Here is a 13,349-nt window from a genome sequence, read left to right on the forward strand (position 1 = left end):
CAGTTCACCTCCTCGCCAATACCACAATCTCCCTCGTTAGGCTTCTATGAACGCGAATCTGGTGTGCCTCTATAACCTTGAAACCGAGTCTCTCTCCAATGCTGGCAATGTTGACTGTTTTGGGGGATGCCATACATATAATACCACCTTTAGTTAATAGGCTGTCTGCCTTGGAGAGGAATGCCTCCACTATGGATGCTGTGGTGAGCCCCCTTGTTGTGGCAGACCGTCCATAAGGTGGATCTGTAACGACTGAGTCCACACTGTGAATCGGTGGGTTCAAGGCGTCACTAACCAGCAGGTGGTAACTTTTCACCTTAAAGGAATTTAGGTTCAGTTTGGCTCCTTTAACCATCCTCTCAATTAGGTCTGAGCCCAATGTCTCAAAGCCCATCAGACCCGCCTCAACCATTACTGTACCTGTACCGCAAAAGGGGTCATACACAACCTGCCCAACCCGTGCTCTAGACAAGTTTACCATGCACCGCGCCAGCTTGGGCTGTAAAGATGAGGGATGGAAGAAGGGTTTCCTCCTCGGTGTTCGGTGGTAAAACTTCTTCGCCTCCGCTTCCAATAACCTCAACCCGAAGACAAAGTTGCCGTCGGTAAGAAAGCCGAGGAAGACTTGCATCGGGCTCTCGAAGCTAACCCACGCCCCCTCAACCTGCCTACATATTGCGGCTCCAAGCATCCTTTCTAAAGCTGATGTGTCGATATGCTTCGAGTCACTCCTAATTCTCTTTACTCTAACCATAAAGCTCTCCTTCGGCTTTAGGAAGCCTTTGAAGCTAACCTTATGGGCTGAGTTGATTATCTGTTCAAAGGTTTCAGCTTGGCATCTGAAGATCTCTCTGCAGCAGAGGCGGGCGTAGGCTGACCTCTCTACAACTACTCCAGCTACTGCTGGGTCCAGGTCTAATGTCAGAAGCTGAGTTTCCTCTCCCACAACCATGTAGGGGGCAGACTCGGATTTTAGTATAGCTTCAACCTCAGCCTTTGGTAGTGTAGGATGTTCGCCGGAAAGGACGAAGAAGATCTTACTCACACCCAATCACTTTAGCTGCGCGCGCCAAGTTATATAATCCTCAGTGCCTGGGCAATGGTCGGTGCTACCGTGACTAGGCTGACTTTGCTTGGTATAGTGTCGGTGCCTATGACTGCCTCAGCCCCAACCTCCTTGATCTTCTCGTATGCTCCTGGGGCGAGGATTGGGTGTACGCAAGCAGCATATACCCTTCTAGCACCTCGAGCTTTAAGCTCCCTAACGGCGGCGGCTGTAGTGGAACCGCTACTTATAATATCGTCCACGATGACTATATCCTTACCTTCCACGGCGACTTGGAGTTCACTGGTTATGTTTATTTCGCCGGTGAGCCTATCCCTCTTCTTAGCAAATCGGCCATACCCTCCTCTCAATGTCTCAGCCAACTCCATAGCCATCTTCACGGCTTTCTCGTCGGGAGCCAAGGCTACAGCTCCGGAAAGGCCCAGTTTAACGAGATACTCTGTCAGGTTAGGGACTGCAGAAAGGTTCTCTGCCTTCAAACCAGAATTCTTCAGGACTGAAGGTTCGTGGATGTTTAAGGTTATGAGGCGGCTTACTCCACAGCTTTTGATAAGTTTTAGAACTGTTCTGATGCTGATAGGTTCATATGGGCGAAAATCCCTATCTTGGCGTGAGTATGCTAGGTAGGGAACCACCACTGTGACTGTCTCAGCGCCGAGCCTGAGCGCGGTATCTGATAGAAGCAGCAGCTGGAGGAGGTGTGTGTCCTGTGGTGGGTATGTGGACTGGACTATTACCACATCCGCGCCTTTAGGATCTTCTTTAAACCGGACGTAGCTTTCGCCGTCGGGAAAGAACTTTGACTCAACTTCCACAGTTCTCACTCCCAACAGCTCGGCGACCCTCAAGCCGAGATATCTCGAAGCCGGTCCAGGAACAATTATCAGGCGGATTCCCCCACAGATGGAGCTTTCTCTACCTATATTTCTCTTCTTCAAAGAAGAAGATTTAGACTTTAGTTCGCCATGCTTGATACACGGGGTTAGCACAGTGAAATTTAGTTCGGTCTTACTCTGGAATTAGGCGGCATCGAAGTTCAGTATTTTAGAAATATGGTGAATCTGGCGATAATCCAGTGGCTACGTCAGTATTGTCTTTCGGTAGTTAAAGTTATAAGAATGAAGAAGGTGTCTGGTGGATAATGAATGGTTTATATCGAAGGTTAAGGTCTGTCCTCCTCAAAGGACACCATTACTATGTTAAGAATTGTCTGGAAAAATTTAAAGATAGCATAATAGTTGATGTAGGTTGCGGGATAAATACTGCACTAGCATGTTTGGGCGCAGAAGGATACAAGATAGGAATTGACGTGTATGTTCCCTATATAAGAAAAGCCAAACATCTCAGGCTCTATGAGGAGTACATATGCGCGGATGCTAGATATTTACCATTAAAAGCTAAGTCTGTAGATATTGTAGTAAGCATGGAGGTAATTGAGCACCTAACAGCCAAGGAAGGTCTCCATTTTCTAGAGGATTTGGATAGGATAGCTAGAAAAGCCTCCATAATAACCACCCCTAATGGTTATATGCCTCAGAGCATTTTTGACAGAAATCCTCACCAAGAACACAGAAGCGGCTGGGTAGCAGCTGACTTTCATAAATACGGGTATAAAGTTGTCGGCTGTGCAGGATTAAAGTTCATAAGGCATACCCCTTTAAAGATTGCTAGGGATAATGTAAGGATGGAGAACCCTCGCAATTTAGCATTCAAATTTTTAAACGCGGTCTTCTTTTTAATAGCAGATTTTAGTGAAGCCCTTCTGCACATGAACGCTAATCTTTCTGAACATCTTGTATGTATAAAACAGTTTAACTCAAATTGAATCCATATTACAATTGCAAGCCCAAAGATCATATACGTCGTAACTCCCACTGCGATTTTAGGTCTTATCGTCTGAATCAATCCTGCTCTACGGAGCTGTAATCAAAATTCTTAAGCCTCATCATGTGATATTTTCTATCGGTGGCTCGACATTTTGGCGTGGGAAGTCTTCCGCCCGGATGCCCTAACCATCCTCAAAGATGAGAGATGCAAGCGCAGCCTCTCTAGATACTTCGGTATACTTCAAGGCAAAAGGCTCTCAAAGTTTCTAATAGCAAAAAGCCTTGCCGCAGAGTTCAGCGGAGAGGAGTCTATCGAGGATCTCTGGGAGCTTCACCATAAGTTAACTGAGCGTTACTACGAACTGGAGCGACGCATAGACGAGGAGGAGAGAGCTGTCGTAGGGGCGCCTCAGCCGGGGAGGTCATACCTAGACCTGAAGGTTAAGATAGGAAAGCGAATACTGGCCAGCTGCCACCTCTGCGAGCGGAGGGATAGGGTTAATAGGCTGAGGGGTGAGGTGGGTTTCTGTCGATGTGGTAGCGGCATAGAGGTTTCCAGTTTCTTCGAGCATATGGGTGAGGAAGCTGAACTCGTCCCCTCTGGCACCATTTTCACCTGCGGATGTACAATGAGATGCATCCACTGCCAGAACTGGACTATCTCTCAGCACTATGAGGCTGGGGAGATCTACTCTCCTGAAAAGCTGGCTTGGGTTATTGAAAGGCTTAAAGCCCGCGGTTGCCGGAACGCAAACCTTGTAGGGGGAGATCCTACGCCGTGGCTGAAGCACTGGCTGGAAACGTTCACACACGTGAAAGTTAACATTCCAGTTGTCTGGAATAGCAACTCCTACTACAGTGAGGAAGCTGCGCAACTTTTAGCAGGATTCGCAGACATATACCTGCTAGACTTCAAGTATGGTAATAATGAGTGTGCGATTAGAATATCCAGCGCCCCCCGTTACGTGGAGGTCTGCCAACGGAATCATCTATACGCCAAGCGCTACGGCGAACTAATCATTAGAATACTCCTACTCCCTGGGCATATTGAATGTTGCGCCAAACCCATTTTGGATTGGATTGCTGAAAACCTAAACCCCGAGACTCGAATTAACATCATGGATCAGTACCGCCCAGAATGGAGGGCATTCGAAGCCTCTGAGCTACGTCGGCGAGTAACCGCCAAAGAGTATCAGACTGTAATACACTATGCTAGGGATCTGGGTTTAACGAACCTAGCGTAAGTGCAAAAATCGGGTGTGAAAGCGAATGAGTATTAAAGATATGTTTGAAGGCAACGAGTTGTTTGCGAGTAAGGTGGACGGAACATGAGTTGCCTCTTCTAGGGAGAAGAGCGGTCAAGTTTATCATGCGTCTGCGATTTAGGTAAAAAATTTTAAGCAACAGACCAATTATTGGAGTTAAAGGGTTAAGTTTTATGCGTAGACGCTGGACTGCTACGTTCATTTACCTCCTAGTCTTACATGTTGTCATGGTCGGTCTTCATTTTTATGGCACAGAGAGTGTCGCTCAGACTGGTGATCAAGCCACGCGTGAAGTTGAAATAAGTAGCGTCGCGTTTCTAGGTCGATTGGAGAATCCGCCTAGGGAACTCTACCGTATAACGTTGGGGGCGGAGAATCCCTCCTTCTGCACCGTAGAGCTATCCCTTACCGACATGCAGATATGGTGTGACGAATTCTATTTGGGGCCTATTGACGATCAAGAGAAAGTTCTCTACCCTGGAGAGCGCATCCAGTTTGAGGGAGATTTCACTCTCTCAGGGGACGCACTGTCGAAACTTAGATCAAGGGGTGAGGTCACATTACAGGTAAAAGGGGTCGCCTTAGCCTCGACGACGTTCCTGTGGGTGGAAGGAAGAAACGGTCGAGACTTAGATGAGAGTGTGAAGATAAATCTTAGCTGAATTCAATTCGCTAACACCTTCGTATGAGGGTCCTCGGCGAAATGTAGCATTAACCTATCGTCTCTGACAGTTTTATTTTTAATATGCACATGTTTTCGATATATTTGCCGCCCTTTGTCGGGTAATAGATAGAGCTTTAGGTTTGTGTGGCTCAATAGAATCTATGTGAAGTTGATTTTGGGGGGTTGAGATGCCTATCCTACCCATAGATACGGGGCGTTACGGGACGCCTGAGATGCTAAGGATCTTCGAAGAGGAGAATCGCCTCCAGAGGATGCTCGACGTGGAGGCCGCCCTCGCCTGGGCTCAAGCTGAAGTGGGGCTAATCCCCCAAGCCGACGCAGAGGTGATCATGGGGAAGGCTTCCGTTAAATATGTCAAACCCAGCAGAGTGAAGGAGATCGAGGGAATAATTCAACATGATGTTATGGCTGTGGTCAGAGCTTTGGCTGAGGCAAGCGGCAAGAGTGGGGGTTACGTCCACCTAGGAGCCACTAGTAATGACGTTAACGATACTGCTACAGCGCTCCAGTTCAAGGAGGCACTTACACTTATCCAAGATAAGCTCATCAGACTTGAAGGTGTATTATTGGAGGCTTCTAGGAAATATGCCAAGACCATCATGGTGGGGCGAACTCACGGTCAACATGCACTGCCGATAACTCTCGGCTTGAAGTTTGCAGTCTGGATGATGGAAGTCTCCCGCCACTTGGAGAGGCTGATGGAGTGTAGGAGAAGGGTTTTAGTTGGAAAAATGACAGGCGCCGTAGGGACTCAGGCAGGAATGGGCGCTAGGGGGGTTGAGATACAGCATCTGGTCATGGAGCGGCTGGGTCTAAAACCCGTGGAGGTCTCAACGCAAATAATCCAACGAGACCGTTACGGGGAGCTGATCTGTCTATTTGCCCTCATAGCGTCCACGCTAGAGAAATTCGCTACCGAGATTAGAGAACTTCAGAGACCTGAGATTGGAGAACTCCAGGAAGCCTTCGATGTCGAGTCACAGGTGGGGAGTTCCACGATGCCCCATAAAGTCAACCCAATCTTCTCTGAGCGAGTGTGTGGCTTAGCCAAGACAGTGCGGGGCTTAGTAATTCCTGCACTAGAGAACATTCCAACCTGGCATGAGAGAGACTTAACCCAGTCCTCATCCGAACGGATCATCATACCCACCGCCTTCATACTCCTAGACTACATGCTGGCATTAATGGTGCGGATACTCTCAACTCTCAGAGTTAATGAAGAGAGGATGCGGCAGAATATGGAGCTCACGCAGGGGCGTTTCATGTCAGAAGCTTTAATGCTAGCGCTTACAAGGAAAGGAATGGATCGCCAAGAAGCCCATGAACTTGTGAGAAAGCTGGCAATGAATAGCCTAGTTGAGAATAAGAGTTTCAAAGAAGTTCTGGTCAAAGATCCTAACGTAAGGCGGTACATGCGTGAAGAGGAAGTCGAAGACGCGCTCAATCCTGAGAACTACCTAGGAACCACCCTAGAACAGATTGAGAGGGCTGTAAAAACCGCAGAGTCACAGATGACTAGGCTGTCAAGCTCCATGCCGTGAGAGAGCCCACAACACGGGTGCAACCTCTTCCAATACGCATCCAGAGTCAACCCAAGCGGCGCAAAAAGGTGTTAATAACTCTGTTGGCAACCTCGTCCAGCCTACTTCAAAGGAACATACATTGAACTCCGGCTGGCTCCAATGCCCGGGTTCCCATGTACAACCTTCTTATTGGTTATAACGAACTCGCCTAGGAGATGACCTACCATCTCAGGGGTAATAGTTACATTCACAAACTCCTTCCCGTTGTGGACGGCGATGTTGACACCGATCATCTCAGGAAGTATTAGCATATCACGTGCATGAGTTTCTATGGGCGCACTCTGCGGCTTGCCGCTCTTTCTCATCGATCGTATAGTCTCGAGAAGTTTCCTATGCTCCGGGGGTAATCCACGTGTCAGTTTCCTCTTGTACTTTGAAGGGAGAAGGCTAACGAAGTCATCCATCGACATCCTTTCAAGTTGGGCGATGCTATAGCCCCTGTAGAGGAACTCCTTCGGCAAGGTCCCACTTACCTATTCCACTCAAACAGCTTTATTTAAGTTTACTCGTCCAATCAAGCGACCATTGCTTTCTTGCTCTTCTCAGCTCTTCCGGTCTGCCGTGCAGCTATAAGCCCCACCTTCTGCCCAGGGGGTGCACCCCTCGCCACAGTAGTCGGTTTGAGGGAGCCGGTCTTATGTCGTCCCCCGCCATGGGGATGCACTGCCGCTATCATAGCGACACCCTTCACTATCGGGTAGTCGTGACCTTTAGCCCTCATAAGGTGGAACCGCTCCCCAGCCTTAAGAAATGGCTTATCAGTTCTCCCAGCCCCCGCTGCCACACCGATTGTAGCCCGACACCTCCCATCCAGATAAACTGTCTTACCTGAACTCAGTTTGAGTGCAATTCCTGCTGGCGTGTGGGCGATAACTGTTGCGTAACCTCCCGATGATCTGATGAATCGTCCCCCATCGCCGGGGAGGCGTTCAATGTTATAGACCATTGTGCCTTCCGGTATTTTTGACAAGGGTAGGATATTTCCAACACTTACGCTTGCCTCCTCGCCTATCTCTATCTCTCTGCCTACGTAGAGACCCTCTGAGGCTATGTTGTAGAAATCCGTCCCGTTAGCTAGGCGAATTAAGGCTAGGGGTGCCCCCCTCCCGGGGTCGTGGACAAGACATGATACTACACCCTTCAATGTCTCGGTCTGGGCTAGGCTAGTGAAAGGATATCTAGCCGGTGCTACTCTTTTATGGGTTGCAGCCCTGAATGTTGGGGTTCCTGCACCTCTCCTTTGAACTCTGATCTTCTTGCCCATTTCATGTCTACCCTCTAGTTATAGTATTCCAAGTTTTATGGCTATGTCGGATGCGTGGTATTCTGGGGTGAGCTTCACATAGGCTTTCTTAGAGCCTAGGGGGGTGATGAGGATGTTAACCTTTTCCACCTTAACCTCGTAGAGCTTCTCCACAGCTTTCTTCACATCTTCTTTAGATGCTTTTAGGTCCACTATGAAGACCAATTTGTTCTCAGCCTCGATTAGAGCTACAGCCTCTTCTGTTATCAGAGGGTAAAGGATGACTTTGTGGGGGTCATGCGTCATTCGTTGTTCTACCTCAGTTGAAGATGTTTTCCTCCTCAAGCCTCTTGATGGCCGACTCGCTCCAGATCGTGAGTCTACCTGGGTGGGCTCCGGGTGCGAGTAGTTCAGCGTTCAGTCTGTCCACCAGAGCAGTTTCGACGCCTGGTATGTTCGACGCTGCTTTACTGATGCCTTGGTCTGAGGCGACCACTATGAGAGGGCCGCATGGGTTTCTATATTTTCTGCCTCTCGTCTTACCTCTTCCGGCACGGATCCTTGTACTACTCTCTCTGAGCCTCTCCAGTTCGTCGGCCAGTCCAAGGGACTCAATGGCTTTACATATGGCGTTGGTGGTTTTTACTCTCTCTATCTCGTCCTCAACAATGAGTGGAAGGGTATCTATTGTGCCTAGTCTATGTCCCCTTTTGGTGGCGGCGTCTGTGTTTGCAGTGGCTGCGATGGCTGACCTTATGGCGAGATGTCTCTCTTTCTTGTTTATCCGTTTGAGTATTATCTTGGCGGTTTTGGGCGGGTGGGCTAGTCTTCCTCCGACTGCGCTGTGGATCATTGCGGCTTGGCCGGCTTTCGGGTAGCCTTGGCCTTTGATTCTTGGGACGCGTGCTATGCCGAGGCCTACGCCTCGGGAGACGGCTGAGCTTTTCTTCCCAGCTCGTGGGTCGCGGCCTTTTGGTTGGAGGCGGGTTGATTGGACTGCGAGTACTGCTCTCTTGATCAGGTCAGGTCTTATTGGGGTTTGGAATATGGGTGGTAGGGTTAGTTTCTTGTTTGGTTTCCCTTCGAGGGTGTAGACTGGTACTGTGTGTGTGGGGTCAGGAGTTGTTTGAGTTTGCTCTGAGGGGTGGGCTGTCATGGTTTATACCTCTATGCTATCTGGCTGCTACCTCTGGTGGGAAGAGTGTGATGGTTGGTGGTTTGGGTTGTGCGTGTGGTCTGGCTGGTTGGCGTAATATTATTAGGCGTTTGGGGGTTCCGGGGATGCTGCCTTTTAGTAGTAGGTAGTGTCCTTTGAGTATGCCGTAGCGGTTGAATCCCTCTCTTGGGTTTGCCTCGGCGGGGGTTGTGCCGATTTTGAGAACTCTCTTATTCAGTTCGACTCTTCTAGCGTAGCCCATCTGGCCTGCTCTGGCTACTGTGTATGTTACGGAGGCTGGGTGCCATGGGCCTATGCACCCGACGCTTCGGACGTGTTTTCGTGATTTGTCTTGGAGGATTCGGACTCCGAACCGTTTGACTGGGCCTTGGAATCCTTTACCTTTTGTTACCGCAGCTACGTCTATGCATTGGCCTTCCTTCACGAATGAGGTTACATCTATCTCTTTGCCGAGTATGGTTTTTCCGTATTCTAGTTGGTCTTTCGGCGTATTTCCGCCTATGGCTACCTCGAAGACTTCGGGTTTCTTCTTGTGGAGTCCGGCTTTGTGCGGGTTTGTGGCTGCTATGGCTCGGATTGTGGCTGTTTGGTCGAGTTTGGCTTCGAGTGTCTTCAGGTCTTCTTCGGGGTTGGGGTTTGGGGGCGGTTTGAGGGTTCGGGTTAGGTGTTTAGGTAAGGTTTTTGCCCAGGCTTCGCCTAGGGTTTTTAGGCCGTTGGTTGTGGTCTCATAGGCTCGGAGGGCGATGATTGTGAGGGGTGGGGTTTCGACTATTGTGACTGGGGTGAAGATTTCGCGGCCGTAGTTTGGGGAGGTTGGGTTGTCTTCTAGGATGAATGCGTGGGACATGCCTGCCTTATAGCCTGCGAAGCCCAGTAGCTTGGGTTCAGCTGTTTGGGGCCAGTAGCGTGGCGTGGCTATTAGGCTTGCGGCGCGCCCCCTCGGCCTGAAGGCTAGTGAGCCCCTATGTGGGGCGTGTTTCTTCCTATGCCCCATAAACCCTCACATCTATGTAACGTAACACAACAACATCTAAACATCTTTATTTAAGCATTATTTCTACCTGAGGGAACTTTTTAGTTATTTCCAAACTGGAATCTGGCTTTTAGTGTCGAAATTATTTTAGACGTGAAAAGTGCTATGTAAGAGGAGAAGGCTTTCTCTTGGTGGAGAACGGGGAAGGTTGAGTCGAGAGGCTAAAGTGGAGAGTGAGTTTTACCGTCTAATAAAGAATGTCCTCGATAAGCATGGTTATGTGATCGAGGGTGTAAGGCTTGAGAATGTTGAGACGCAATATCCAGTTAACTCCGGAAGGGCTGATTTGGCTGTTCTCTTAGACTCTAGACGACCTCTGGCGATCATTGAGTGCAAGAGGAAGTTAGAGGCTGCTAGGGCCTATGTGGAGCGTCGAGACTTTGACCCGTTAAGTAGTAAGGTGATAGATCAGGCTAAGCTTTATGCAGTAAATTCTGGCGCCCCGCTTTTCGCGACGACTAATGGGAAGGTGTTCGCATTATTCACTATGCCTGAGAGAGGTGAACCTTTCAGGATAGATAGGCATCGTCTTCTCGTGAAGGACATCCAACTTAGGGAGGAAGCGGTCGAGGAGATCCTCAAAGTTATTGTGGAATGGCATGCAGGCATAGTTATCCCACGCACACCGGTTGACTGGACGTTTATAATTAGGCTTAGAAGTTTCGTTGAGTGGCTTGCACCCTACCTAAAACGAGTAATCAAAGAGAAGCTTACCAGAGATAAGGAGTTTATCTCCAAGTTTGAAGAGTTGAGAAAGGAAGCCGGCGAAACAACCCCTGAGGTGCTGGCCAGAGAGGCCGCTTATATTCTCATGAATAAGATAATTTTCTACAAGATTCTGGAGAGGCATTACGGGCTTATTAAGCTAAGTCCTATTTCAACACCGAATGGTTCACAGTATGTCAAGACATTAAATAGCTTCTTTACTAGGGCTGTCGAGGAGACTAAAGATTTTGAGCCTATATTTTTCGCTGGATTTTATGATCTTATACCGTTGCCGGATGACGAGTACGTGTTAGAGGAAGTCAATACTTTCATTGGAGATATGGATACTTACAGGCTTGAGGAGATTGAGTCAGATGTCGTAGGTTTCATATATGAGACACTCATCCCTGAGGTGGAAAGACACCAACTTGGCCAATTTTACACTCCACCGCAAATAGCTGAACTGATAACAAGATGGGCTATACGAAGCCCAGACGATAAGGTTTTAGATCCAGGATGTGGAAGCGGTACTTTTCTTATTAAGGCTTACAAAGTTTTGAGAGAGCTTAAGGGTAGAACGAAAAGGGGGAATTTGCATGAGGAGACCCTCAGGCAATTATATGCCTTCGACGTCAACCCGTTTCCAACCCATTTAACAGCTATGAACCTAGCCATGAGGGATATTAAATCGCCTACCAGTGAGATGAATGTTATCCGCACCGACTTTTTTCATCGTCACCCTAAGGAGTCGGTTCTGTGTCCATATGCAGTTAGGACCCCTGCGGGTGAGGTTAGGCGTGAAATCTTTATTCCGCAAGTTGACGCGGTTGTGGCCAATCCGCCATATACAAGGTGGACAGAGATACCTGAGCCTACTAAGAAAGCCATTACAAGTAAGATTGGGGATGCATTGCGGAGGTATCACTTGACTGCTAGAGTTTCTCAGGGCATTGAACCCGGAATCTATATACACTTCATAATTCACGGAACCAACTTAAGCCTAATGGCAGACTTGGGATGATTATCTCTAACAGTTGGCTTCAAGCCGATTATGGGCGGGATTTCGCGAAGTTTCTATTAGATAACTATAAAGTGAAAGCTGTGGTTGATTTCTCAAGTAGGCTTTTCAGCATTCCTCTAATCGGAACTCTCGTTCTATTTTTGGAGAAGGAGACAGATAGGAGTAGTAGAGAAGATAACGAGACCGTTCTGGTCTACGCAAATGAAGAGGCCAAGGTGGAGGAGTTACTGGAGATCATCGAGAGGCCAAGGAAGTATGAGGGCAAAATGCTTGTCAGAGTGGTGAGGCAGGGAGAGATACCTAGAGATGAGAAATGGGTTAACCTAATATTTGACACCAGTGAACTATTAGAGCGTATAAGGAAGGCCCGTCACATTGTCAAGACGAACGAGATTTTTGAGGCTTATAGAGGCAATGTGAAATGGATGGTTTGGGCTATTGAGAACGGGCGTAGACCTGATACGGGTGCTAATAGCTTCTTTTACCTAAACAAGGATGCTGTGGATCATTGGGGATTGAAGGAGTTCGTCCATCCTGTACTGGTCAGCCCCAGATACGCTAGGAACTTTACGTTTACTGAAAAGGACTGGGAGTCGTTAAAGGATGATGGAAAGCTTTGCTACGTTTTTCTTTGCCACAAGCCTAGGATAGATCTGCCGAAACCGGTCGTAGAGTATATTAGATGGGGCGAAACACAGTGCACACTTCGACCTTCAAAGAAGGCTGGCGAAAAGCCTAAACATTGCGATGAAGCCCTCTCATGTCAGGAGAGGGAAAGAAATCGGAAAGCGGGATTCTTTGGATGGTACGACCTAGGTAGAGTGATAAACGCGCCGATATTTACTCCCTACTATGCAAGGTATTTGCGCCGTTTTAATTTATCAGAGTTCAATACCGCTCTAGATGCCGATTTCATATCTTTAATCCAGAAAGTTGGGCTAGATAAAAAACAACTAAAAGCATTAGTCGCATATCTTAATTCAACTTTTGCTAGGTTTTACATCGAGACCTCTGGAAGAGCAGCTGGTGGGGCTGGTCCAATAGCATTAGATATCAAGCAAACAGAAGAGATGCCCTTGTTAGATGTGCGCAAGTTGTCTAAAAGACAAATTCAAGAGTTAGTCGAGCTTTTCGATGAATTGGAGAGCAAGTCTAGAAGCCTTGGTGGGGCTGATAAAAAGTCAAACCTCGAAAAGTTAAAGCTAACGATAAACAAGATTGACATCTATATCGCTGGCCTCTTGGGATTACCTAAAAAATTCGTCAGCAAGATGGTGACGATGACTGAGACCCTCATGGAGAGGAGGCTTAGCAGAGCCGAGGAAGCCAGACCTGAAGCTGTCAGGGGTGAAGAAGAACCTAGGATGAAGCCAACCCAAAATTTAAAGACGACCAGAGAACACCAAGAGAAACCCTCACTAGACAAATGGATTTAGACTTCTCAGAACCTTAAATGATCAAGAGGCCACTGTCTCAGTCTTTGCAGGTGAAGTTTAGGAGCGCCAGCCCAATCATCACAGCCTCCTCAGTCCTGACAGTCTCCACCCCCTGAAAACCTACAAGATTCACCGTATACTGGAACAGATCCTCAACCCTCAACCCCTCCTGCCCCAAAATCTCCCCCAACCCCATCGAAGGCGAACCAAAAGCCACTAGCACACTCCTACTCCTACCCCAATCAGCCCTCAAACCCCCAGCAACCTCGCCCAAAAGCCTACCACAACGCGAAGTAGCCACCCTCAAAT

At 48.2% G+C, this 13,349-nt stretch carries 14 protein-coding genes; 6 read left to right on the forward strand and 8 right to left on the reverse strand.

Going from position 1 to position 13,349, the window contains the following annotated elements:
• Window positions 1-4: 4 nt before the first annotated feature.
• Window positions 5-1,045, reverse strand: a complete 1,041-nt coding sequence (locus QXJ75_05900) for a THUMP domain-containing protein (GenBank protein ID MEM3737595.1) — start codon at window positions 1,043-1,045, stop codon at window positions 5-7.
• Window positions 1,046-1,074: 29 nt separating this feature from the next.
• Complete coding sequence (gene prs / locus QXJ75_05905; GenBank protein MEM3737596.1) at window positions 1,075-2,004, reverse strand: ribose-phosphate diphosphokinase; 930 nt, start codon at window positions 2,002-2,004, stop codon at window positions 1,075-1,077.
• 203 nt (window positions 2,005-2,207) lie between these two features.
• Between prs and QXJ75_05910 the strand changes: the two genes are divergently transcribed.
• From QXJ75_05910 to purB, 4 genes are all read left to right on the forward strand, one after another.
• Window positions 2,208-2,891 carry a class I SAM-dependent methyltransferase gene (locus tag QXJ75_05910; protein MEM3737597.1) on the forward strand — a complete coding sequence of 228 codons (684 nt, stop codon included), beginning with the start codon at window positions 2,208-2,210 and terminating at the stop codon, window positions 2,889-2,891.
• Window positions 2,892-3,044: 153 nt separating this feature from the next.
• Window positions 3,045-4,136: a radical SAM protein gene (locus tag QXJ75_05915; GenBank protein ID MEM3737598.1), complete on the forward strand. Its 1,092-nt coding sequence runs from the start codon at window positions 3,045-3,047 to the stop codon at window positions 4,134-4,136.
• A gap of 194 nt (window positions 4,137-4,330) precedes the next feature.
• The gene (locus tag QXJ75_05920) at window positions 4,331-4,819 is read left to right on the forward strand and encodes a hypothetical protein (GenBank protein MEM3737599.1); all 489 of its coding nucleotides are present in this window, start codon (window positions 4,331-4,333) and stop codon (window positions 4,817-4,819) included.
• 190 nt (window positions 4,820-5,009) lie between these two features.
• Complete coding sequence (gene purB / locus QXJ75_05925; protein MEM3737600.1) at window positions 5,010-6,383, forward strand: adenylosuccinate lyase; 1,374 nt, start codon at window positions 5,010-5,012, stop codon at window positions 6,381-6,383.
• A 101-nt stretch (window positions 6,384-6,484) separates the two neighbouring features.
• Here purB and QXJ75_05930 read toward each other — a convergent pair whose 3' ends face one another.
• From QXJ75_05930 to QXJ75_05950, 5 genes are read right to left on the reverse strand one after another with little or no spacing between them, the layout of a single operon-like run.
• Window positions 6,485-6,886: a 30S ribosomal protein S19 gene (locus QXJ75_05930; GenBank protein MEM3737601.1), complete on the reverse strand. Its 402-nt coding sequence runs from the start codon at window positions 6,884-6,886 to the stop codon at window positions 6,485-6,487.
• A gap of 53 nt (window positions 6,887-6,939) precedes the next feature.
• On the reverse strand, window positions 6,940-7,689 hold the full coding sequence (locus QXJ75_05935; GenBank protein MEM3737602.1) for a 50S ribosomal protein L2: 750 nt from the start codon (window positions 7,687-7,689) through the stop codon (window positions 6,940-6,942).
• 18 nt (window positions 7,690-7,707) lie between these two features.
• The gene (locus QXJ75_05940) at window positions 7,708-7,974 is read right to left on the reverse strand and encodes a 50S ribosomal protein L23 (protein MEM3737603.1); all 267 of its coding nucleotides are present in this window, start codon (window positions 7,972-7,974) and stop codon (window positions 7,708-7,710) included.
• A gap of 13 nt (window positions 7,975-7,987) precedes the next feature.
• Window positions 7,988-8,824: a 50S ribosomal protein L4 gene (rpl4p, locus tag QXJ75_05945; GenBank protein MEM3737604.1), complete on the reverse strand. Its 837-nt coding sequence runs from the start codon at window positions 8,822-8,824 to the stop codon at window positions 7,988-7,990.
• Between the two features lie 16 nt (window positions 8,825-8,840).
• Entirely contained in the window at window positions 8,841-9,839 is a 999-nt protein-coding gene (locus tag QXJ75_05950) for a 50S ribosomal protein L3 (protein MEM3737605.1), read from the reverse strand.
• 187 nt (window positions 9,840-10,026) lie between these two features.
• Between QXJ75_05950 and QXJ75_05955 the strand changes: the two genes are divergently transcribed.
• Together QXJ75_05955 and QXJ75_05960 are read left to right on the forward strand one after the other, a co-directional pair.
• A complete protein-coding gene (locus QXJ75_05955; protein MEM3737606.1) occupies window positions 10,027-11,604 on the forward strand; it encodes an N-6 DNA methylase in 1,578 nt (525 codons plus the stop codon).
• Entirely contained in the window at window positions 11,601-13,040 is a 1,440-nt protein-coding gene (locus tag QXJ75_05960; protein ID MEM3737607.1) for a hypothetical protein, read from the forward strand. The genes QXJ75_05955 and QXJ75_05960 overlap by 4 nt, the downstream gene beginning before the upstream one ends.
• A 37-nt stretch (window positions 13,041-13,077) precedes the next feature.
• Here QXJ75_05960 and QXJ75_05965 read toward each other — a convergent pair.
• Window positions 13,078-13,349 (reverse strand): putative RNA uridine N3 methyltransferase (locus QXJ75_05965; GenBank protein MEM3737608.1); only part of this gene is annotated, 272 nt, incomplete at its 5' end.

It is taken from the genome of Candidatus Bathyarchaeia archaeon (assembly GCA_038883335.1).
Lineage (GTDB): Archaea > Thermoproteota > Bathyarchaeia > Hecatellales > Hecatellaceae > JAVZMI01.

Excerpts from the sequence above, each read along its gene's own strand:
- QXJ75_05910 (MEM3737597.1), top strand. The coding sequence starts at position 2,208 with ATGAATGGTTTATATCGAAGGTTAAGGTCTGTCCTCCTCAAAGGACAC.
- QXJ75_05920 (MEM3737599.1), top strand. The coding sequence starts at position 4,331 with ATGCGTAGACGCTGGACTGCTACGTTCATTTACCTCCTAGTCTTACAT.
- purB (MEM3737600.1), top strand. The coding sequence starts at position 5,010 with ATGCCTATCCTACCCATAGATACGGGGCGTTACGGGACGCCTGAGATG.
- QXJ75_05935 (MEM3737602.1), bottom strand. The coding sequence starts at position 7,689 with ATGGGCAAGAAGATCAGAGTTCAAAGGAGAGGTGCAGGAACCCCAACA.
- QXJ75_05940 (MEM3737603.1), bottom strand. The coding sequence starts at position 7,974 with ATGACGCATGACCCCCACAAAGTCATCCTTTACCCTCTGATAACAGAA.
- rpl4p (MEM3737604.1), bottom strand. The coding sequence starts at position 8,824 with ATGACAGCCCACCCCTCAGAGCAAACTCAAACAACTCCTGACCCCACA.
- QXJ75_05950 (MEM3737605.1), bottom strand. The coding sequence starts at position 9,839 with ATGGGGCATAGGAAGAAACACGCCCCACATAGGGGCTCACTAGCCTTC.
- QXJ75_05960 (MEM3737607.1), top strand. The coding sequence starts at position 11,601 with ATGATTATCTCTAACAGTTGGCTTCAAGCCGATTATGGGCGGGATTTC.